The sequence below is a fragment of the Methyloligella sp. GL2 genome (genome assembly GCF_013341275.1).
Lineage (GTDB): Bacteria > Pseudomonadota > Alphaproteobacteria > Rhizobiales > Methyloligellaceae > Methyloligella.
In genome coordinates, this window is record NZ_CP054476.1 from 2,325,492 (window position 1) to 2,346,595 (window position 21,104).

Sequence of the window (21,104 nt, forward strand, 5' to 3'; positions counted from 1 at the left end):
GCCCGATCAGCGGATGATATGGCCGCCATCGATCTCCAGATCGGCGCCGGTGACGTATTTCGCATCGTCCGAGGCGAGATAGACGATGCCGGCGGCGACGTCCTCGGGCTGACCGATGCCGAGGGGGCAGATCTTGCCCCATTCTTCTTCCACCGGCTTGGTGTCGGGAAGGCCGCGTTCGGCCGCGACGTCGGCGATCTCGCGCTCCAGCATCGGCGTCATCACCACGCCCGGATGCACGGCGTTGACGCGGATGCCATAGCCCTTCTCAGCGCAATAGAGGGCAGCCGCCTTAGTGAAATGGCGCGCCGCCGCCTTGGAGGCACAATAGGCGGCATTCAGCGGATCGGCGATGAGAGCGTAAGTCGAGCAGACATTGACGATGGCGCCGCCGCCCGTCTCCTTCATCCGCTCGACGGCAAGGCGTGTGCCGATAAACGGACCCTCGGCATTCACGGCAAACACCTTCCGCCAATCGGCAAGGCTGGTCTCCTCCAGCCCGCAGGTGAGCTGAATGCCAGCATTGTTGACCAGCACGTCGAGGCGCCCGAAGCGCTCCAGAGTGCGGTCCATGACGGCGGTCCAATCGGCCTCGTCCGCAACGTCGTGCCAAAGCGCGATGGCCTCGCTGCCTTCGGGCAGGCTTGCCACCGTCGCCTCGGCCGCCTCTCCGTCACGGTCGGTGACCACCAGTTTGGCGCCCTCCTCGGCGCAGCGCATTGCCGTGGCGCGGCCAATGCCGGCGCCTCCCCCGGTGACGATCGCCACCTTGTCCTTAAGCCGTCCCAAAATCGGTGCTCCTTACTTGAATGGTGTTCAGCCGATGAAACTGCCGCGGTCGACGCCAAGCACCTGGCCGGTGATATCGGCGGCGGCATCGGATGCGAGAAACAAAAACGCGCCGGCTTGCGAGGATGGCGGCATCATGCCGGGGATCGGCTGACCCTTGAGATACTGCTCAACCAGCTGCTCCAGAGAGATGCCGGCGGCTTCGGCCTCTGCCCGCACCGGGGCGAGCGCCCCGTCGGTCTCCACCCAGCCGGGCGCCACCGCATTGACGGTGATCCCGTCGGGGCCGAGCTCCATGGCAAGAGACCGCATGATACCGAGCACCGCATGCTTGGAGGCGGCATAGGCGGCGAAGCCCACCTCGCCGGTGCGGCCCCAGATGGAGGAGGTGAAGATGATGCGGCCGCCACGCGGAATGCGCGGCAGCGCGGCACGGCTGACATTGAACGCCCCCATCACGTTGACGTCGATGATGCGGCGGATATCGGCCTCGACCTTTTCGCTCGTATCGCGGATCGGCGTCATCGGCTGATAGCCGGCATTGTTGATCAGAACGTCGATCTTGGCGATTTGCCCCAAAGCCTGCTGCACCTGATCGCGCTCGGCGATATCGCATTGCAGCCCCTTGATCTCGCGCCCATAGCGCTCCGACAGCGTGGCCGCGGCCTCATGCACCGCATCGTTTTCGGCGAGGATGAAAAGCGTTGCGCCGGCCTTGGCGAAGCCATCCGCAATGGCGAAACCGATGCCGGAGCTGGCGCCGGTGATCAGAACGGTCTTGCCGGCGAAGGAGAAGTCAACGGACATGCTCTAACCTCTGTAACGGGTGGTCTTGAAGGCGATGATGCTGGAGCCGACGGTCATCACCAGCACCAGCGTGCCGAGCGCGTTGATGCTGGGGTCGAGCGAGGTGCGCAGCATGCCCCAGATCAGGGTCGGCAAGGTCATGCCGCCGCCGATGGTGAAGAAGGTGATGACGAAATCGTCGAGCGAGACGGCCATGGCAAGGAAGCTGGCCCCGATCAGGTTCGGCGCGATGATCGGCAAGGTAACGTTCAGAAAGATGCTGAGCGGCGAGGCGCCGAGATCGCGGGCGCTCTCAATCAGTGCGTAATCGAAGGTGGCCATGCGGGAATAGATCACCAGCACCACGAAGGGCTGGGTGAAGACGAGATGGCTCGGGATCACGGTCAGCACGCCTTGCGGGGCATCGATCGCGGCATAGGCGGTGGCTAGCGCCAAAGCCAGGAAGAGCGGCGGCAGCATCACCGGCGCGGTGATGAATTGCAGGCCAATCTGGGCCGGCCCTTCGCGCATATTGGAAAAGCCGAAAGCGGCGGCAGTGCCGGTAATGGCGGAGAGCACGCCGACGCTCAAGGTGATGATGGCGCTGTTCTTGAGCGCCGCCCAGAAGTTGGAATTGGCGAACAGCTCTTCGTACCAATGCAAGGTCGGATGGCCGAAGGGCAACGTTGCGTGCGGGTTCTCGCCGAAGGAGAACAGCACCACCAGCACCAGCGGCGTCAACAGGAAGACCAGCGAGAACAGCGCGAAGCTAAGCGAGCCTGCGGACCAGCGTCTCATCGCCTGAGCCCTCCGAGGGCAAGGCGGAAGCCGTAGCGGAGCGCAAGGAACACTATCAGGGTCGCCAGCAGGGTGGAAAAGGCGAGCGCCGAGCCGATGGGCGCATTCAGCCGGTTGATGAACTGGCTCTGCATGAAATTGCCGACCATCAGCGTGTTCGGCCCGCCGACAAGCTGGGCGGTGACGTAGTCGCCGACCGAAATGAAAAAGGTGAGCGCGAAGGCGGTGACGACGCCGGTCTCGCATTGCGGCAGCACCACCTCGGCGAAGATGCGAAAGCGCGAGGCGCCGAGGTCGCGGGCCGCATCCACCGGTGCGTCGGCGATGCCGCGAAGCGAGGCGTGCACCGGCAGGATAGCGAAGGGCAGCAGGAAGTGCACCAGGGTGATGACCACGGCGAGCGGCGTATAGAGCAGCCAGTCCAGCGGCTGTTCGATAACGCCGATGAGCATCAGCGCCTGGTTGATGATGCCGGTGCTGCCGAGCAGCGTCTTCCAGGCATAGATTTTTACTAGATAGCCGCCGAACAGCGTGGTCAGAGCGACGAACAGGATCAGCGTGCCGAGGCGCCCTTCCCGGAAGCGGATCAGATAGGCGATGGCGAAGGCGAAGCTGGTGGTGATCGCGGCGATGATCAGCGCCAGGGTGATGGAGAAGCCGATGGAGGGGAGATACTCCCGCACCACGTCGACATAGTTCTCCAGGGTCGTTTCGCGGACCAGCTTGTAGCGCTTGATCTGCCAGAAGCTGACCAGGAAGAAATAGGCCCCCGGCAGCAGGAAGAAGACGGTGAGAACGGCCGCGGCGGGCGCGATCTGCGCGACGGTCCGCCGGGAGGATGATGCGCCGCGGCTCATGTCTCGTCGATCACGTGGCAGTCGGCGGGCTCCCAAAAGGCCGTGGTGCTACCGCCGGTCTGCGGCGCCTTGCTCTGGCCGGAGGGCTGCTGCTGGTGGACGATCAGATCCTCGCCCGATTGCAGCTTCAGCCGGATATGCCAGTAATCGCCCATGAAGACCGCTTCGGCGATGGTGGCGGGCAGCTTGGGACAGCCGGCCTTGCCGCGCCCGAGGCGGATATTGCTCGGCCGCACCATCAAGGTGAGCTTGCCGTCCGGTCCTTGCAGCGGAAAGCTGGTACCGGCGACATGGCAGGTGTCCCCTTTCCGCTCCGCAGCGAGCAGATTGCTCTCCCCGATGAAGTTGGCGACGAAGCGGGTGCGCGGATGCCGGTAGATCGCTTCAGGCGATTGCTCCTGCACGATGCGCCCCTGATCCATTACCGCGACGCGGTTGGCCAGCGCCATGGCCTCGCTCTGATCGTGGGTGACGTAGACGAAGGTGCCGCCAATCTCGTGATGCAGATTGCGCAGCTCTTCCTGCATCGCCTTTCGGAGCTGCAGGTCGAGGGCGGCGAGCGGCTCGTCGAGCAAGAGCACGCTCGGCTTCATCACCAGGGCGCGGGCCAAAGCCACGCGCTGCTGCTGGCCGCCGGAAAGCGCCGCCGGCAGCCGGTCGGCGAACGGCGCAAGATGCATCAGCTCCAGGATCTCGGCGGTGTCGCGGTCGCGCTCGGCGCGGCCGCGCTTGGCGACCCGCAGACCGAAGCCGACATTCTGCCGGACGGTCATATGCGGAAACAGGCCGTAGCTCTGGAAGACGATATTGGTGTTGCGCTGCTCGGGGCCGAGCGCGGTGACGTCCTGGCCGTCGATCTCCACCCTGCCGCGATCGGGGCTGAGAAACCCGCCGATCATGCGCAGCAGCGTGGTCTTGCCGCACCCGGACGGGCCGAGCAGGGCGAGAAAATCGCCCCGCTCGACCTCTAGATCCGTCGGATGCAGCGCCACATGGGCGTCGTACGACTTGGTCAGTCCGCGCAGCCTGAGAAGCGGCGTCGCATCGGTCATATGGCCCGGCTCAGCTCTTCAGCACCTTTTCCCAGGCTTCCTGATAATCGTCCCAGACTGCCAGGTCGCCGTCCTCCTCGACCGGATACATCGGGACGACCATGGTCTTGACCTCGAAGTACTCGGAAAGATCGGCGTAATCGTACATCGCCTTGTTGGCGTCGTCTGCCTTCTCCATGGCCTCATCGGTCACGACGGGCATGGAGTTGGCCGTGGCGCCGGCGAGCTGCCCCTTCAGCGACAGGGCATTGTTGATGTAAGCGTGGGCGGCGTCGACATCGCCGGAGCCCTTACCGATGGCATAGCCCTCGATGAAGCCCATGCTCTTCTCTTTCGGATAGGCGATCTGGATATTGGCGCCATCGCCGACCCAGGTGGTCACCGGCTCCCAGCCCTGGCACATCACCACCTCGCCGGAGGAGAGCATGTTGACCAGGTCGCCGTAGCTCGGCGCGATGGTGCGAAGATGGTTCTTCTTCAGGTCGATCAGCAGCTCGACCGTCTTGGCCAGCTCTTTGTGGGTCATGCGATGGGGGTTCTTCACGCCCGCCACGCGGCCCCAGGCGAACAGGTTGCCGGTATAGTCGGCGGTGATCGCGCATTTGCCCTTGTACTCGTCCTTCAGCATGTCGGTCCACGAGGTGGGCTTCTCCGCCTTGTCGGCGTTGTAGAGCATGCAGATGGAGCCGTAGGTCATCGGCGCGGCGTACCACTTGCCTTCGAGCTGCATGTTCTCCTTGCAGTACTCGGAGACGGTGGAATTGATCTTCGAAAAATTCGGGATCTTGGCGATATCCAGCGGCTCGAGCAGGCCTTCGGCGGCCAGGAAGTTGTCGTGGATGAAATACGGCGTGCAGATATCGACCTGGTCGGCGCCGAGGCGCAGCTTGGTGACGACCTCGTCGGCGCTGGAAATATAGGTATTCTGCAGCGTCTTGCCGGTACTCTCGGCGATATCGCCTTCGGTGAGGAAGGTGTCGTAGCCCTCCCAGCCGACATAGTTCAGGGAGTCGGCGGCGTGCGCCTTGCGGGGAAGCCCCGGCAAGCCGATGGCAGCCACCGCCCCTGCAGCGGCGGCCGTCTTCAGCAACTGGCGCCGATCGAGATCGACATACTGCCTGACACGAACGATGCCGTCTGGTTGCGTGGTGTCTTTACTCATAATCTTTATCTTCCTCACGCTTTTCGGTTTTTGACGGTCGGCCGTGTCATCCAGGCGATTACTCCGTGTCGGGAAGCCTTTGCAGCTCATGACAGGAGCAATGGACGCCGCCACCCCCAAGGGCGAACATGTCGAAATCGACGGCCAGCACTTCAAAGCCCTCGGCTTTGAGAGTCTCATTGATCTTCACGTTGTGGGACATGGAGAGGACGCGGTTGCCGCCGAGGTTGACGACATTGCCGCCGAGCTTCACGCATTGCGCATAGGGCACGTTGATGGTGCGGATGCCCTGCTCCTTCTTGATGAAGTCGAGCGCGTATTCGGGAAGCGCATCCTCGCAGACCAGCGCGACGTCCTTCTCCAGCATGACGACGCAGGCATCCATATGGACGAATTGGTGCGGGATCGGCACGACGAAGGCTTGCCAGCCCTCCTCCCGAAGCCAACCGGCCACCTGCTCGGCGCCCTCGCGGGTGGAGCGGCTGCCGGAATAGCCGAGCAGCGCCACGCCGGGCTTCAGGATCACGAAATCGCCGCCCTCGAAGAAGCCGGCAGTGACCCAATGCCAGATCGGAATGCCGGCATTCTTGTAGAACTCCGCCACCACGGCGTAGTCGCGCTGGCGCGGCGGCGTCTGGATGCTGGCGACGACCGCGCCCCATGGCGTCATGAAGCTTGAATCGCGCGCAAAGACGCTGGATTTCAGACCTTCGTCGGCCTCCAGAAAATGGCAGCGCACGCCTGCCGCTTCGAAGGCCTCAACGAGCCCGCGGTGTTGCCGCATCGCGAGCTGCTTGTCGAAATGGTAGCCAAGCCGGTCCAGGTTCTCCTGAACCACGTCGGAGATCGCATTCAGCTTGGTCCATGCAAAATGGTCGGGCTTGCCGAGCAGCACATCGGTCAAGATACCGGTGTGATTGCCGACGCCCCACGGCACCGATGCTTCGGTCTCTTTGCCGTTTTCGGCGCCGCTTTCTGTGCACTGCGAAATTTCCATGCTGCAGAGCGTAAAGAAAAGATGCCTTGCCGCAATCGAGAAGGATTCGTAGTTAGTGTAAGTCTCGCTTACAGTATGTCGCCTTCCACGCCGAAAATGGGGTGTGGCGCGAAGAACCATCCGATCGGGGGCGAATGAAGCGGTCGCGAATTCCCTTACACGCCTTGCGCGCCTTCGAGGCAGCCGCGGAAACCGGGAATCTGACCCGGGCCGCCGAAACGCTGGGCGTCACCCATGCGGCGATCAGCTATCAGATCCGTCTGCTGGAAGATCATCTCGGCCTCGCCCTGTTCGAGCGGCGGATGCGGCCGATGCAGCTCACCGATGCCGGGCAGCGCCTGCTGGAAGGCACCCGCGGCGGGTTCGACCGCATCGCGCACTGTCTCGACGATCTCAAGGAGGAAGAGGATTATGCCGGCGAGCTGAGCGTCGTCAGCGTGCCGGGGCTCGGCGGCAATTGGCTGACCAGCGTTCTCGGCGAATACGTCTCGCAATTTCCGAAGGTCACGGTGCGGATGATCACCAGCCCCTGGCACCGGCAGACCGAGTTCGAGCCGTCCGATTTCTCGATCGTCTATGGCAGCGCCGAGCAATCCGGCCGCCGGGTCACCCTGCTCGGCCAGACCAGCTTCTTCCCCGTCTGCAGCCCAAGCCTGCCCATCGCCGGCAACCGCTACCCCGATCCGCGGGACATGCTGAACTACACGCTGATCCACGAATACAACACCGACACCTGGAGCCGCTGGTACATGGCCTGCGGCGTGGAGCCGTTCGCCGGCACGCGGCGGATCTATTTCGACGGGGCGCATCTCACCTTGCATGCGGCCCGGGCCGGAACTGGGATCGCCATGGCGGATTTGCCGACCGTGGCGGCGGATCTGAAAGAAGGCCGGCTAGTGCGCCTCTCCGATCTCACCGTGCCGGCGACCCATCCCTATTACATCACCACCCCGCCGCTGGGGCGTCTGAAGCCCGCGGCGAAGGCGCTGGAGGATTTGGCGGTGAGACGCTTCCGCCAGATCGAGGCGGAGTAAGCGATCTAGGCGCGGCCGATCAGCTTCATCACCGCGCCGACATGCAGGTCCACATCGGCGAGATAGCGGTCGAAATCCGGGCGCTCGGCGGCGACCAGCTCGACGAAGGCCGCATTATGGATGCGGTGGATGCAGCGGCCGATCACCAGCGGATCGATCTCCGATGCCGCGCCCTCCCCCTCGCCGATGAGGCCGGCGATGGCGCGCACCAGCTCCTCTTGCAGCTTGCGGAAGCGGCCGGCGAATTCCGATCCCCGGTCGGTGATCAGCGTCGAATAGACATGGCACCAGGCGGCAGGCGGAACCAGGCTCAAGGATTCGGCGGCGATGCTCTCCAGGAAGCCGCAGACATCTTCCTTGCCGCGGGCGCGGCTCTGCGGCTCGAAGGCGGCGGCGAGGATCTTTCTGTTCTCGATTTCGATGAGCGAGAGCAGGATGTTGACCTTGGTGCCGTAGTAATTGAACACCGTGCCGGGCGAGACCTCGGCATGCTCGGCGATCTCTTCCACGGTGGTCTCGTCAAAGGATTTCCGCCGGAATAGGGCCGAAGCGGCATCAAGGATGCAGGCCTGGCGCTTGCGCTTCTGGCGGTCGCGCAAGCCTTCGGTCCGCACCGGCTGCGTTTCGGTCTCCTCGGCAGCGTTCTCGCTCATACCGCTTTCCCTCCCCGCATCTTTGCCTCCGCTTCGCCGGGCTCCGCCATCACGCGCCCGCCGTCAGGCCTTTGACGGCAGGAGATCGTCCGGCAGGCCCTTGTCATAATATGGCAGCCGGATGCGCCGCGGCTCATAGATGCCGTCTTTCTCAAGCTGCTGCAGATGAGCGGCGATCTCCTCCATGCTGGCGATCCAGACATCGCCGCGGGAGATCATCTCCTCCATCATCTCGGCGATGGCATCGAGCCGTGCCGGACGGGCGCTGACCCAAGGATGCCAGATGCCGACCCAAAGCCCGCCGAGCCGGTAGGTGGCCTCGAACTCGGCGCGATAGACGGCGCAAGCCTCCGCTGGCGAGCGCACGGTCATCTGATAGCCGAAATCCGGCGCGTGCACATATTGCGGCCAGTCGTCCAACGCCCAATGGGTGGGGATCTCGACGAAGCTGCCGCCTTCGGCATCCACCATATGGGGGAAGTCGTCGGTCATCAGCGAGGCGTCGTATTGGAAGCCGTATTTCACCAGCAGCGCGGCGGTATGGCGGGAGAAGTTGTAGGTCGGGGCGCGGAAGCCGCGCGGCGCCTGGCCGGTCATGCTCTTATGCACCTCCAGCGCGCGGACGAACCACTTCTCCTCCTCCTCGGCCGGCAGCACGTTGTAATTCTCGTGGATATAGCCGTGATGGCCGATCTCATGGCCGTCCTTCAGGATCGCTTCGACCAACTCAGGGTAATTCTCCATGCACCAGGCGGGATAATAGAAGCTCTGCTTCAGCCCCAAGCGGCGGTAGAGCTCCAGGATGCGCGGCACGGCCACCTCGTCGTAGCGGCACCAGGAGGTGGTGGCGACCATGTCCGGCGCGCGGTCGCGATAGAACAGATGCACCAAGCTGTCGGTGTCGATATCGAAGGTGAAGGCAGCGGCGCAGCGCGCCCCGTTCGGCCATGGCGGCGGATTATGGATCATGTCGTCGCGTCCTCACTCTGACTGTTGGCGCCCAGCCTCTTATCACGAGGCCTTGGCGGCGATGATGGAGAAGGCGGAAGGCTCCGCCGTCACTGCGATCTCTGCTCCCGGCTCCGGCGGGGTGCGATCGTCGGAATGGACATGGAAGGCCATGTCCGGCGCGACCTCGGTCCGCACCCGCAAGCCGTAATAGGTACCCAAGAAGGTCACCTCTTCCACGGTGCCGCGCAAGAAATGCTTCGCCCGGCTGCCCGGCGTTGCAAGCCGCAAGCGGTTCGGCCGCACCGTGACATAAACCTCGTCCCCTTCCGGCGCTTCGCTCTGGACCTTCACCGGGCCGAGCGCGGTCTCGATCACCGTGCCGGTTTTGGCACGGGAGGTGATGCGCCCGCGCAGCACATTGTTCTCGCCGACGAAGGTCGCCGCGAACAAGCTCGCCGGGGAATCGAAGATCCGGTCCGGCGGGCCGGCATCCTCGATCCGGCCTCCATTCATCACCACCAGAAGATCGGCGAGGCTCATCGCCTCCTCCTGGTCGTGGGTGACATGCAGGAAGGTGGTGCCGCTCTTCTTCTGCAGGATGCGAAGCTCGCGCTGCATCTGGCGGCGGAGGCTGAGATCGAGAGCGCCGAGGGGCTCGTCGAGCAGCAGGACCTTGGGCCGGACCACGAGCGAGCGGGCGACCGCCACGCGCTGGCGCTGGCCGCCGGAGAGCTGGTCGATGCGGCGGTCGGCGAAGCTTGCGAGATCGACGAGCGCCAGAACCTCGGCGACCTGACGATCCCGCTCCGCCTTGCCGAGCCCATGCATGCGAAGGCCGAAGCCCACATTGTCGGCGACGCTCATATGCGGAAACAGCGCATAATCTTGAAACACGGTGGCGGTGGGACGCAGGCGCGGCGGCAGACCGCCGACATCCTCATCGTCGATCATCACCAGGCCCTGATCGGCCTCTTCGAAGCCGGCGACGATATTGAGCAGCGTGGTCTTGCCGCTTCCCGAGGGGCCGAGCAGTACCACATAGCTGCCGCTGGCGGCGGTGAGGTCGATGCCGCGCAGCACATCCTGCTGCCCAAGGCGCTTTTCGATGCCTTGCAGATGGAGCCCGCGGCTCATTGGCTCTTCTCCTGTTTGCCTTGCTTCATCAGCACGATCCATTCCACGAAGATCACCAGCACTGCCGAAGCCATGAACACGACGCTGCCGATAGCATTGGTTTTCGGATTGAGGCCGCTGCGGAGCTGCGACCAGATCTCGACCGGGAGGGTGACATCGAAGCGGCTGAGAAGCAGCGCGATGATGAACTCGTCCCAGGAGAGCGTGAAGCAGAGCAGGAACGCGGCGACCATCGGCCAGGTCAGGCTCGGCATCACCACATGGGCGATCACCTGCCATTCCTTGGCGCCGAGATCGCGGGCGGCCCGCTCCAAGGTCAGCATGTCGGGCTTGATCTGGCTGGAGATCAGCGCAATCGCGATGGGCATATGCATCACCGCATGGCCGAGGATCACCGCGCCGAGAGATTTCGGAATCTGGAACCACATCAGCGTGATCAGAAGCCCCATGCCGACGATGATGTAGGAGATGGTCAGCGGCAGTAGGAAGAGACCCTGCAGCCGTCGCAGCCAAGGGCCGCCATAGCGGGCCGTTGCATAGGCGGCGAGCATGCCGAACGCCGTGGCGATGGCCGAGGATGCCGCGCCGACGAGAAGCGAATTGCGCAGCGCATCGGTCATGCGGCGGTCGGCGAACACGGCTTCGAACCAGCGGAGCGAGGGCCCGTCGAAAGGCGGCACCGGCACCGAGGAGGACTGGAAGGCGAATAGGATCAGCGCCGCCACGGGTAGATAGATGAAGACCAGCACCGCGGCGACATAGCCAAGGCGGAAGCTATGGCCACCGAGTTTGCGCGCGCCCGTCATCGGCTCGCCTTCGAGATGGCGCGGTTGGCGATCAGCGTCACGGCGATGGAGATCGCCATCAGCACTAGGTTTATGGCGCCGGCCATGGGGAAATTTCCCTGGCGCTGCACCTGCAGCATGATCACCTGGGTGAGCACCAGCTCCTTGCCGCCGCCGAGGATCTGCGGCGTGACGTAATCGCCGAGGGTCAGCACGAAGGTGAGCATGACCCCGGCGATGACGCCCGGCAGGCTCAAGGGCCAGATGATGCGGGTGAACACCGACGGCCAGCCGGCGCCGAGGTCTTGTGCGGCACGGATATAGCTCCGCGGGATGCGCACCAGGCTGGAGAAGATGGTCAGGCTGAGCAGCATGACGAAGAAATGCACGAAGCCGATGATGGTCGCGGCGGTGGTGTTGGCGAGACCGACCGCCGGAAAGAAGCCGATGCTGTCGGCGGCCTGCGAGACCACGCCGTTATTGCTCAAGGCCAGCAGCCAGCTATAGGAGCGCACCACGTAAGAGGTCCAGAACGGCAGCATGCAGACCATGATGCCGATGCGCTGCCAGGTGGCGCTGGCGTGAAAGCTCAAGATGTAAGCCAGGGGATAGGCGATCAGCAGGCTGATCCCCGTCACCACCATGCCCATCCAGAGCGAGTTCCACAGCGCCTGCAGGTAATAGGGCTTGGAGAAAAAATTGAGGTAGTTGGCGAGCGTCGCCTCCGTGCCGAGCACGAAACCCTGCTGCTGGTAGAAGCTCATCCAGATCATGGCGGCGAGCGGCAGCACGAAGAACAGCACGAAGAGTGCGCTCGCCGGGAATAGATAGAGTGTTGGCCACAGGCCCTTACGCATGATCCGCTCTCATTGCCGCTCGCCAAGGGGTGAGCGCACGGCCGGCGGCTGCCGGCCGTGCGTCATCCACTTTGCGTCGTCGCTTCAGATTAGTCCTGCTGCAATTCGGCCCAGGTCTCGACCATCAGCTTGTCGAGCTCGGGGTCCGTTGCGGTGTAGGCGTAGGACCGCTCCAGATAGGCAGGCTGCTCCTCCCATTGCAGGCGCGCCTTGGCCTCGTCGGAGATCAGCGGCCCGGCCTTCTTGTTGCCCGGCATGCCCCAATAGCAGCTCGACTGGGCAAAGCGGGCCTGGCCTTCCGGCGACAGGGTCCATTCGACGAACTTCTTGGCCAGGTCCTTCTGCTTGGAGCCCTCGAAGATGCCGATGGAGGATTGCCAACGCAGACCGCCCTGCTCCGGCAGCAGCCAGGTCAGCTCCGGCTTGGTATCGCCCATGCCGGCGACCAGGAACTCCGCCCCGCCGAACACGATATCGACATCGCCGGTGGCGAGCGCCGTCTGCACGGTCGGGATATCGCCGAACAGCTTGGCGTTGGCCTTCAGCTTCTTCAGCGTCTCGGCGATCTTCGGCATGTTCTCCGCATTGATCTCGTCCGGCTCGATGCCGTTCATCAGCGCAGCAGTCTGGATCGCGGTGAAGTAGTAGTCGTAGATCGCGATGCGATCCTTGTATTTCGGATCGAGCAGCGCGTTCAGATCCTTGATCTCGTCGGCGTCGACATTCTTGGAGTTATAGGCCAGCGCGTTGTAGCCGAACTTCTCCGGAATGCCGTAGCGCTTGCCGTCGAGGGTCTCGCTCTCGGGCATAAAGATTTCCGGATAGATGTCGTCGAGCGGATAGGCGCCCTCTTCCAGCGGCTCCAGCAGCCCGGCCTTGGCCAGCTTGATGATGTCGACGGAGTCCACCGAGACGATATCCCAATCGCCCGGCGTGGATTGCTGGATATAGGAGACGAGAGTCCCCGTGCCTTCGTAGCTTTTGACGTTGACCTTGACGTCGTTGGCCTTCTCGAACGGCTCAAAGGTGTTCGGATCCTGGTGGTCGCACCAGGCAACGACGTTGAGCTCGGCGGCATCGGCATGGCCGACGACCAGAGTGCCCGCGACGGCGAGCGCGACAAGAAGGGCCCGACGCGGACGGACGGCCCTAGGTTTTGCAGGCGATACTTTCGACATTTGCTTTCCCCATGTTTCTATGACCCTCCCTTGAATTCCTTTTCGCAGCGGTTGCACCCGCTATCGAAGCTCCGACAGAAGACCGCCGAAAACCCTTGCGCGCGGCACCAGCGAGGAGACCAGAATATGCTCCCCGAGGGTGTGGAACCCATCGCCGCAGACCCCGAGCCCGTCGAGCGTCGGGATCCCGAGCGCGCCTGTGAAATTGCCGTCGCTGCCGGCGCCGACGCTGCCATGGCCGACCTCGTAGCCGGCCTCCCGGCTGAGATCGCGCGCCAGCTCGTACATCCTCATGGTCTCCTCTGAGGCCTCGAAGAGCGGACGCACCGGCCCTTCGGTAACGGTGAAGGCGATGCCCTCATTGAGCGGGCCGAGGGCCATCATCTGCGCGCGGACTTGATCGAGATCGGCTTGGGTCTCGGCGATGGCCAGCATCTCGGCGCTGCATTCGGTGGGCACCACGTTGGAGTAGGTACCGCCGTGGACCTTGCCGACGGTGAAGACGACATTGTCCTCCGGGCGGGACATGGTCTCGATGCGCGGGATCTGCTCGGCCATCTCGCGGATGGCGCTGCGGCCGGTGCCGAGATTGGCGCCAGCATGGGCCGGCTGGCCGGAGGCTTTCAGAAAGAAGCGGGCGAAGGCCCAGCGGCCGGTGATCAGATTGCCCTTATCCTGGGCGGGCTCGGGCACCAGCACATATTTGTTGGCCCGCGCCTCAGCCTCGATGCGGGCCCGCGTGGTCGGGCTGCCGATCTCCTCGTCGGGGATCAGCATGAAGGTGACGGGCAGCGTCGGGGCGCCTTCAGAGCGGAGCAGCTGGCGCATCGCCTGATAAGCGATATAGGTGCCGCCCTTCATGTCGTAGATGCCGGGGCCATAATAGCGGTCGCCGTCGCGGCGCATCGGCAGGCCGCGCTCCAGCGTGCCGACCAGATGCACCGTATCGAGATGGGCGAGTACCAGAATGCCCGGCCCGGCGGTGCGTCCGGCAAAGCGCGCCAGCACGATATCGCCATAGCCTTCCTGGCCCGGCAGAGTCTCGATACGGGCACCGATCTCAGCGAGATCGCGCGCTGCGGCGGACATCATGCGATTGACCGCGGCCGCGTCATAGGTGGGCGATTCAATCGCTACCCAACGGAGCAGGCCGTCCAGGATTTCGCCTTCGTCAAACAGGCTTGCATCCGGTAGCGGCATCTCCGTTAGCTCCCGGTTTGCGGGAGCGGGGCCGCGTCATGGCTGGGCTCGCGGCTGAGCGGCAGGGTCACGCAGCGCACCGCCCCGCCCCAATCGGTCAGCTCGTCGATCTCAAGCGGCACGCAAGTCAGGCCGCGCGCCTCCAACTCGCCGATGATGCGAGTCTGGCGCCGATCGATGAGATGGGTTTTCTCGTCGGTGTTCATGCCGACCGTGCCGAGCGCCTGACACTCTTCAAGGCTCAGCTCGATCACGTCCCAATCGCGTATCGGCTCCGGCAGCTTGCCGCCAAGCGCCGGCATATAGGCGATCGCGAGGCCCGGCCGGATCAGGCAAAGCACGCCAAGGAGATGCAGGAAATCGCCCCGCACCTCGACCGGGTGAACATCGTAGCCGAAGGGTGCGAGATAGCGGCGGAGCCACTTGCCGCCCGCCGGGCTGCTGGTCAAAGGTCCGTGGCCGACCATGACGGTGCGGCCCAAAATGATGATGTCGCCGCCTTCCAGATAGATGCCGTGGCCGGTGCCTTCCACATCCGCAGGATCGGGCTGGGCTTGCGGCATGGCGACATGGAAGGCGTCTGGGGTGCGCTCGACATGAGGCTGCACCACATCGCGAATGCCCCAGACTTCCTTGCGGCGGAAGGGACGCCGGATGCAGGCCTCGACGAAATGCTTGCCGACGGGGAACACCGGATCGGCCGGGTAAAGCTGGCTATAGCCGAGCTGCAGCTCTCCTAAGTACCGCTTCTCGGGATCGGTGAAGGTGCGCGGCCGGCAGACCTCTACGCCGCGTGCGCGGAACGCATCGCAGACCGTCTCGAGCTGGGCGACCAGCGTGTCGTAAAGCGCCGGTTGCTCGGATTTGAGGTCGTAGACCTTGCCGCCTGTGGATTCCAGGGTACGTCGCTTATCGCCAGTGAGATAGCGCAAACTGTGGGAATAGGGCGGATAACCGAAGTCTTCCACCTGCCCCACCATGACGGCATTCAGCTTGCCGTATTCGCTGTGAACCCCGAAAGCCCAGTCCGCCACCAACGTCCCCTCCGTCTAATTTTAAAGTGACTATAAGTTTATTGCCCATTCAAACTCTGTCAAGGGCATCCCTCCCCGTCCGGCCGCCTTTCGGCGTCCGCGGCAAATCCAGGCGCGGCGCATATCGCCTTTTTTGGAGAGAGAGAGAGAGGCCAGTTACCTCACATTGAAGCGCACCGGTGCGGTGATAGTTCGTTGCACGCCGGGCGGGGGCGCCGGCACGGGAGAGGCACGCCGCACCATGGCGACCACCTCCCGGTCGAGGGCGGAAAAGCCGGAGGAGCGGGCCAGCGAGACCGACAGGACATTGCCCCGGCTATCGATGCGGAAGCGGACATAGGCGACGCCCTGCTCGCGGCGCGCCCGCGACGATGAGGGGTAGCGCTTATGGCGCTCCAGATGCGCCATCAGCCGCGAGCGCCAGCGGGCCGGCGAAATCGACGGCGCGTTGCCCTTACTCGATTGCTGAGCCGAGAGACGAGGCGCAGATTTCTGCGCCCGCACGGCTGCCTTGGAGGCGCTGGAGGGCGCGGTTTTCTTCGGCGGGCTCGCGGCCTTTTTCTGCAGCGGCTTTTCTTCGGGCGGCGGCTCTTCGCGATGGGGACGGCGAAGGGGAAGCGGCACCTCGACGTCCTGATCGAGCTCTTGCATCTCCACCGCCGCCGCATCGGGCAGCATCTCTTCGGCGGCGATCTCGGCCGGTTCTGCCGACAGCGTCTCCTCGGGGTCTATCGTCTCCACCGTCTCGACCGGTTCCTCGGTCAGCTCCTGCTGCTGCTCGACGGGTTTTTCCAGATCGCGCTCGACCCGATCGGTGCGCTCAGCGATCGATTCCTCCTGAGCGCTCGGTGCAACGGTCTCGGCAGACATGTCGATCATGATCGCCGCCGGCGCGGCGGGCTCGAGCTTGGGCTCGGGCCGCGCATTGGCGACCAGATAGAGCCCGCAATGAACCAGCAGCACGAGAAGTGCTGCGGCGCCCCAGCGTAGGAAGCTGCGGCCGGAGACGACGCCTGCCGTCAGGCTCGGGCTTGCGACGGCATAGATATACCGCCGGGCTTGGGCTTTTCGGCGCGCCAGATAGAGGCCGGCAAGGGCTCTTCTGATCCAGCGCGCCCGTCTTTTTTGCGGCATTCCCGGAAGGAATGGGCGGCTATGCCTCACCCCTCACCACTCATAGGAGAGCGTCGCATACACCGTCCGTCCCAGCCCCCAGCGACAGCCGGCGGCGGTGCAGTAGGAGACGTATTTCTTGTCGCCGATATTCGTCGCGTTCACGGCCAGCTTGGTGCCGTCCAGATTGGGCAGCAGCTCGCCGAGCTCGTAATGCAGCCCTGCGTCGAACAGCGTGTAGTCCGGAATCTCCAGGAGATTTGCGTTGGTGGCGTAGGTCTGGCCCACATAGCGCACGCCGCCCAAAACGCCGAAGCCGGAGAGCGCCCCTTCGTGGAAGGTGTAGTCGGCCCAGAGGCTGGCGAAATCCTCCGGCGTGTTGGCCAGAGCGTTGCCCTCGGTGCCGTCGTTCGAGCGCGTGATCTCCGAGTCCAGATGAGTGTAGGAGGCCCGCGCATCGAGACTGTCGGTGAGGCTCGCCACGGCCGACAGCTCGATGCCGCGGGACCGTACCTCGCCGGTCTGCACCTGGCTACCGATTGAGTGGCTGGGGTTTGGATCGGCGGTCAGGACGTTCTGCTGCGTCAGCTCGAAGATCGAGGCGGTGAACAGCGCGTCCATGCTCGGCGGCTGGTATTTGATGCCCGCCTCATATTGCTCGCCGGTGGTGGGGTCGAACGGACGGCCGGCGAAATCGGTGCCGATGGTCGGCTGGAACGAGGTGGCGTAGCTCACATAGGGCGCAAAGCCGCTATCGAAGTGATAGAGCAGCCCGGTGTTCCAGGTGAACTTGCTGTTGTCCTGATCGGTCTTGGTGCCGGCGAGATAGTTGTTGGTGTCGCTGCTCGCCCAATCCTCGCGGCCGCCGATGGAATAGTAGAAGCGTCCGAACTCGATCTGATCCTGAGCATAGAGTCCGACTTGCTCCTGAACCTGATTGGCGTCCTGAAACAGAGGCGGGATCGCGATATCCTGGGTATAGTCCGGATGCAGGATGTCGAGGGTCGGCGCCAAGCCGAATCGCGAGAGATTGTCCCAATTCCGATACTGGTAGTCGGCACCGAACAGCGCCGTATGGGTTAAAGCACCGGTGTTGAAATTCGCCGTCGCCTGATTGTCCAGCGTCACGGCGTCGAGGGACTCATCGGCGGTATAGGCGTTGCGGTTGAGGGTGCGCTGGTCGGCCTGGAGGGTCGATCCCTGCACCGCGCGATAGTCGGTCTCGATCCCGGTGTAGCGGAAATTCTGCCGCACCGACCAGGTGTCGTTGAACCGGTGGGTCAGCTCATACCCCACCATGCCCTGCTTGAAGTCGAAATCCTCAAAGTCGACATCGCCGACATAGAAGTCGCGCGAGAACTTGCCGTATTTGTTGGGCAGCAGCGTGCCCTGATAGGGCAGCAGGTTCCAGAAGCCGGCCTTGGGATCGTGCAGATAGCTGGCGAGCAGGGTCAGCGAAGTGTCGGCGTTCGGGCGCCAGGTCACCGAGGGCGCGATCGCCAGGCGCTCCTCGTCGACATGATCGACCTGGGTGCCGGTCTTTCGCGCCAGACCCGTCACCCGGTAGAGCACGCGGCCCTGATCGTCGACCGGACCGCCGAGATCGAAGGCGCCCTGTATTCGGTCGTAGCTGCCGGTCTGGATCTCCACCTGGTGATGCGGCGTCTCGGTCGGGCGCTTGCTGATCATGTTCAGCAGGCCGCCGGGCGAGCCCTGGCCGTACAGCGTCGATGAGGGGCCTTCCAGCACCTCGGCACGCTCCAGAAAATACGGATCGATCCTGGGCCGCGCCCAGGTTCCGGTCAAAAGGCTGAGCCCGTCGAGATATTGATCGAGCAGGAAGCCGCGCGCATTGATCAGCTGGAGCCGGGAATCGGCATCGTCGCTGTAATAGACGCCCGGCGCATAGCGGACCACGTCGCGCACGCTCTGCGCCTGCTGATCGGCAATCTCGTCGGCGGTGATCACCGAGATGGTCTGCGGGGTATCGATAATCGGCGTGTCGGTCTTGGTGGCGGTCGCGCTCTGCTGGGCGACATAGCCATCGACCGGCCCCCTGGCGGTCTCGGCCGTCACGTCGATGGTGTCCAGCATCAGGGAGCCGTCATCGGCGAGCCCCATGGGCGAAACTTGCGGCGTCACCAGCGCGGCGCTTTTCGGTCCGGTGAAGCGGATGCTGACGCCGGTGCCGGCGAACATGGCCTGCAGCGCCTGGCGCGGCGTCTGCCGGCCCGAGACGCGATTGGTCGTGACCGCGGAATCGACAGTGGCCGAATAGCCGACCTGCCAGCCCGTGGCGCGGGTGAACGCATCGACGGCCGAAGGCAGCGATTGGGCCGGGATCGAAAACCTGACCGCCTGTTCCGCCTCGGCTTGCTGCGCCCAGGCGATTGCCGTGCCCCCCAGCACGGTGCCGCCGAGAGCGGTGGAAAAAAGCAGCGATGAAAGAATAAGAGCGGCAGTGCTTTTGGCCCTGCCCCGCTCTACCCCACGCGCAGCCGGCTTTTCGCTCTGTGCTGCGATACCCCCTGAAATCATCGAAAACACCCCTATCGTCTCGCGCAGAGGGCCATTGCGCATACGGTCGGAACCGGCCCCCGATTGAGAGACGAGCGGGCGATAGCGACGTCACAAAAAAAGTCGACTATTTATTGCAGGATTATGAGACCGGGCAAACGGGTGACATTGGCCCCCGCCGCTTCGGCCAGGGTGCGGATGGCGGCCTCCGGATCGTCGATGCGGTAATTGCCGCTGACGGTCACGCGATTGAGCTTGGACTCGGCGACGATCACCTTGCCGCTGAAATAACGCTCCAGCTCTTGGAGGGCGGTGGCGAATTTCTCGTTGCGGAAGATCAGCAAGCCGTCGGTCCAGGCGAAGGACTGATCCAAATTCGCCGCGCTCACCGCCGAAAGCCGCTGCTCGGTGGCATCGATCTCCTGGCCCGGCTGGAGCGTCACATTGCGGCCCTCCCCTTCGAGACGGCGCACGGCAATGAGCCCCTCGCGCAGGATGACGGTGTCTTTCCCGTTGTCGCGGCGAACCAGAAATACCGTCCCCAGATCGTGGGTATCGCTATAGGCGCCGCTGACGGTGAAGGGATGGGTCTCGTCGTGGCGGACATCGAAATAGGCCTCGCCCCGCAGCAGGCGGACATGGCGGCGGCCGTTTTCGAAATCGATCGCCGCGGCGGAGGCCGTGTTGAGCATCATGGTCGAGCCGTCGGGCAGCCGGATCTCCTGCTGCTCGCCGGTCTCGGTGAGGTAGTCGGCCTGCCAGCGCAGCAGCATCTCCGGCGCCTGATAGATTGCCAGCGCCAGCACGAGACCGGCCGCCATCGCTGCCGCCCTTCTGATCCAGGGGCGGCGGGCAACGCTATGGCTCCGGGCCAAGCGTGGCTGATGCCGGATGGGCGGGGTCGCGGGACCGGCATTTTCCAGGCTCGCCTGCCGCAATGACGGCATCGCCTGCATCCGCTCAAGATCCTTGAAGGCGCGGTCGCGGCGAGGATCGCTTCGCCGCCAGGCTTCGAAGGCGGCACGGGTTGCCGGATCGACCGCCCCCTCCTGGAGGCGCATGACCCAATCCAGCGCCTCGTCGGTTATCGGGTCGTCATGCCGATAGCGCGGCTGCCCGTCATGTTCGCCAGAGTGATCGTGCCCCAAAGGATTATCCGCAGTTTCGGTTCGGATGGTCTCTATAGATGAGACGTTCCATCTTGCAACGCTTCACAAAAAATGCACCGGCCCGGCCGGCCAGACCGAGACGTCATGGCGCGTTTGAAGGATGGCAGCGGGCGGAAACGAAGGCTTGCGATCATCGAGTCTCGAAGCGCCGCAAGGCATCGTAACAATGGCCGAGCGCCCGCTTCACGTCGTTATAGACCGTGTTGCGCGAGACGCCGAGATGCTCGGCGATTTGCGCGTAGGACCAGCCATCGACTTGCGACAGCTTCCAGGCTTGCCGCACGCGCGGGGGGAGACTCTTCAGCGCCGCATCGAAATGGCGGAGGCGCTCCTTCTCGATCAGCGCCTCTTCGGCGCTGGGAATCTCGTCGGCGACGGCAACGACATTGTCGTGGTCGATGTCGCGGTCTTCGAAGCGGTCCCGCACCCGCCTGTGGCGAATATAATCGAAGGCGAGATTGCGCGCGGTCTGATTGAGGAAGGCCTCCAGGTGACGAATCGGACCCGCTTCGATCGCCCGGCGCGCGCGCAAATAGGTCTCCTGGGCCAGATCTTCGGCGACCTGCGGATCGCGCACGATGCGCATCACGTTGCCCATCAAGGCCTGGCGGCGACTCATAAAGACAGCCGTGAGCCGTGCCGACATCTCGGCCCTCGCATCGCTGGCAATCGTTTGCGGCCCGCCCTCGACCGGCAAGGAGACCACCCCGGCACTGGCAAGCGCCGGATTCGATATCTGAAACGGGTTGATCCGGGACGTCTTGGCCACGGGAGTAAGGCAACTCTACGATTACGCGTTACGCTGATTTCCGACCGTCGCACTCCACGGCCTATTTTTCCTTAGCAGTCTCGGGATTTTATACGCAACGCCAGAGCGTTAGCCGAAGGCGATAAGGAGCCTCCGGAGATAAGCTCAAATCCGACTGCAAAAGTCAGCTTTAGTTGTTGATTTTATTGGAGACAGTGGCGTTGTCGCGCTCGGCATCCCGGGGCCAAGCCGCGAAAACCAGCAGCGCTTTCAAAGGCTTTCGTGACCGA

At 63.9% G+C, this 21,104-nt stretch carries 20 protein-coding genes; 1 reads left to right on the top strand and 19 read right to left on the bottom strand.

Annotated features, from left to right (window positions below):
- Nucleotides 1-6: 6 nt before the first annotated feature.
- Genes HT051_RS10955 through HT051_RS10985 form a run of 7 tightly spaced genes read right to left on the bottom strand, consistent with a single transcriptional unit; the run spans nt 7 to nt 6,441 of the window.
- A complete protein-coding gene (locus HT051_RS10955) occupies nt 7-789 on the bottom strand; it encodes a glucose 1-dehydrogenase (protein WP_174542065.1) in 783 nt (260 codons plus the stop codon).
- A 27-nt stretch (nt 790-816) separates the two neighbouring features.
- Complete coding sequence (locus HT051_RS10960) at nt 817-1,596, bottom strand: SDR family NAD(P)-dependent oxidoreductase (protein ID WP_174542066.1); 780 nt, start codon at nt 1,594-1,596, stop codon at nt 817-819.
- Nucleotides 1,597-1,599: 3 nt separating this feature from the next.
- Nucleotides 1,600-2,373 (bottom strand): ABC transporter permease, encoded by a 774-nt coding sequence (locus HT051_RS10965; RefSeq protein WP_174542067.1) that lies wholly within the window; start codon nt 2,371-2,373, stop codon nt 1,600-1,602.
- Complete coding sequence (locus HT051_RS10970; RefSeq protein WP_174542068.1) at nt 2,370-3,230, bottom strand: ABC transporter permease; 861 nt, start codon at nt 3,228-3,230, stop codon at nt 2,370-2,372. Before HT051_RS10970 ends, HT051_RS10965 begins: the two co-directional genes overlap by 4 nt.
- A complete protein-coding gene (locus HT051_RS10975; RefSeq protein ID WP_174542069.1) occupies nt 3,227-4,282 on the bottom strand; it encodes an ABC transporter ATP-binding protein in 1,056 nt (351 codons plus the stop codon). The genes HT051_RS10970 and HT051_RS10975 overlap by 4 nt, the downstream gene beginning before the upstream one ends.
- A gap of 10 nt (nt 4,283-4,292) precedes the next feature.
- Nucleotides 4,293-5,444: a PotD/PotF family extracellular solute-binding protein gene (locus tag HT051_RS10980; protein ID WP_174542070.1), complete on the bottom strand. Its 1,152-nt coding sequence runs from the start codon at nt 5,442-5,444 to the stop codon at nt 4,293-4,295.
- A gap of 58 nt (nt 5,445-5,502) precedes the next feature.
- Entirely contained in the window at nt 5,503-6,441 is a 939-nt protein-coding gene (locus HT051_RS10985) for a dimethylarginine dimethylaminohydrolase family protein (RefSeq protein ID WP_174542071.1), read from the bottom strand.
- A gap of 134 nt (nt 6,442-6,575) precedes the next feature.
- Here HT051_RS10985 and HT051_RS10990 point away from each other — a divergent pair, with 134 nt between their 5' ends.
- The gene (locus HT051_RS10990; RefSeq protein WP_174542072.1) at nt 6,576-7,475 is read left to right on the top strand and encodes a LysR substrate-binding domain-containing protein; all 900 of its coding nucleotides are present in this window, start codon (nt 6,576-6,578) and stop codon (nt 7,473-7,475) included.
- 5 nt (nt 7,476-7,480) lie between these two features.
- Here the strand turns inward: HT051_RS10990 and HT051_RS10995 are convergent, their stop codons facing one another.
- From HT051_RS10995 to HT051_RS11050, 12 genes are all read right to left on the bottom strand, one after another.
- The gene (locus HT051_RS10995) at nt 7,481-8,128 is read right to left on the bottom strand and encodes a TetR/AcrR family transcriptional regulator (protein WP_174542073.1); all 648 of its coding nucleotides are present in this window, start codon (nt 8,126-8,128) and stop codon (nt 7,481-7,483) included.
- A 63-nt stretch (nt 8,129-8,191) separates the two neighbouring features.
- Nucleotides 8,192-9,097 (bottom strand): polysaccharide deacetylase, encoded by a 906-nt coding sequence (locus HT051_RS11000; protein ID WP_174542074.1) that lies wholly within the window; start codon nt 9,095-9,097, stop codon nt 8,192-8,194.
- Between the two features lie 42 nt (nt 9,098-9,139).
- Nucleotides 9,140-10,213, bottom strand: a complete 1,074-nt coding sequence (locus tag HT051_RS11005; protein WP_174542075.1) for an ABC transporter ATP-binding protein — start codon at nt 10,211-10,213, stop codon at nt 9,140-9,142.
- Entirely contained in the window at nt 10,210-11,019 is an 810-nt protein-coding gene (locus tag HT051_RS11010) for an ABC transporter permease (RefSeq protein WP_174542076.1), read from the bottom strand. Before HT051_RS11010 ends, HT051_RS11005 begins: the two co-directional genes overlap by 4 nt.
- Complete coding sequence (locus HT051_RS11015) at nt 11,016-11,855, bottom strand: ABC transporter permease (RefSeq protein WP_174542077.1); 840 nt, start codon at nt 11,853-11,855, stop codon at nt 11,016-11,018. Before HT051_RS11015 ends, HT051_RS11010 begins: the two co-directional genes overlap by 4 nt.
- Nucleotides 11,856-11,944: 89 nt before the next feature.
- Nucleotides 11,945-13,033 carry a PotD/PotF family extracellular solute-binding protein gene (locus tag HT051_RS11020; RefSeq protein ID WP_174542078.1) on the bottom strand — a complete coding sequence of 363 codons (1,089 nt, stop codon included), beginning with the start codon at nt 13,031-13,033 and terminating at the stop codon, nt 11,945-11,947.
- A 60-nt stretch (nt 13,034-13,093) separates the two neighbouring features.
- Nucleotides 13,094-14,233: a M20/M25/M40 family metallo-hydrolase gene (locus tag HT051_RS11025; protein WP_174542079.1), complete on the bottom strand. Its 1,140-nt coding sequence runs from the start codon at nt 14,231-14,233 to the stop codon at nt 13,094-13,096.
- Between the two features lie 5 nt (nt 14,234-14,238).
- Nucleotides 14,239-15,267, bottom strand: coding sequence for a dimethylarginine dimethylaminohydrolase family protein (locus HT051_RS11030; protein WP_174542080.1), 1,029 nt, complete (start codon nt 15,265-15,267; stop codon nt 14,239-14,241).
- 156 nt (nt 15,268-15,423) lie between these two features.
- A complete protein-coding gene (locus HT051_RS11035) occupies nt 15,424-16,401 on the bottom strand; it encodes an energy transducer TonB (protein ID WP_246810064.1) in 978 nt (325 codons plus the stop codon).
- A gap of 33 nt (nt 16,402-16,434) precedes the next feature.
- Entirely contained in the window at nt 16,435-18,789 is a 2,355-nt protein-coding gene (locus tag HT051_RS11040) for a TonB-dependent siderophore receptor (protein WP_174542081.1), read from the bottom strand.
- Between the two features lie 239 nt (nt 18,790-19,028).
- Nucleotides 19,029-20,045: a FecR family protein gene (locus HT051_RS11045; protein ID WP_174542082.1), complete on the bottom strand. Its 1,017-nt coding sequence runs from the start codon at nt 20,043-20,045 to the stop codon at nt 19,029-19,031.
- Nucleotides 20,046-20,196: 151 nt separating this feature from the next.
- On the bottom strand, nt 20,197-20,835 hold the full coding sequence (locus HT051_RS11050) for an RNA polymerase sigma factor (RefSeq protein WP_333502668.1): 639 nt from the start codon (nt 20,833-20,835) through the stop codon (nt 20,197-20,199).
- Between the last annotated feature and the right edge of the window lie 269 nt (nt 20,836-21,104).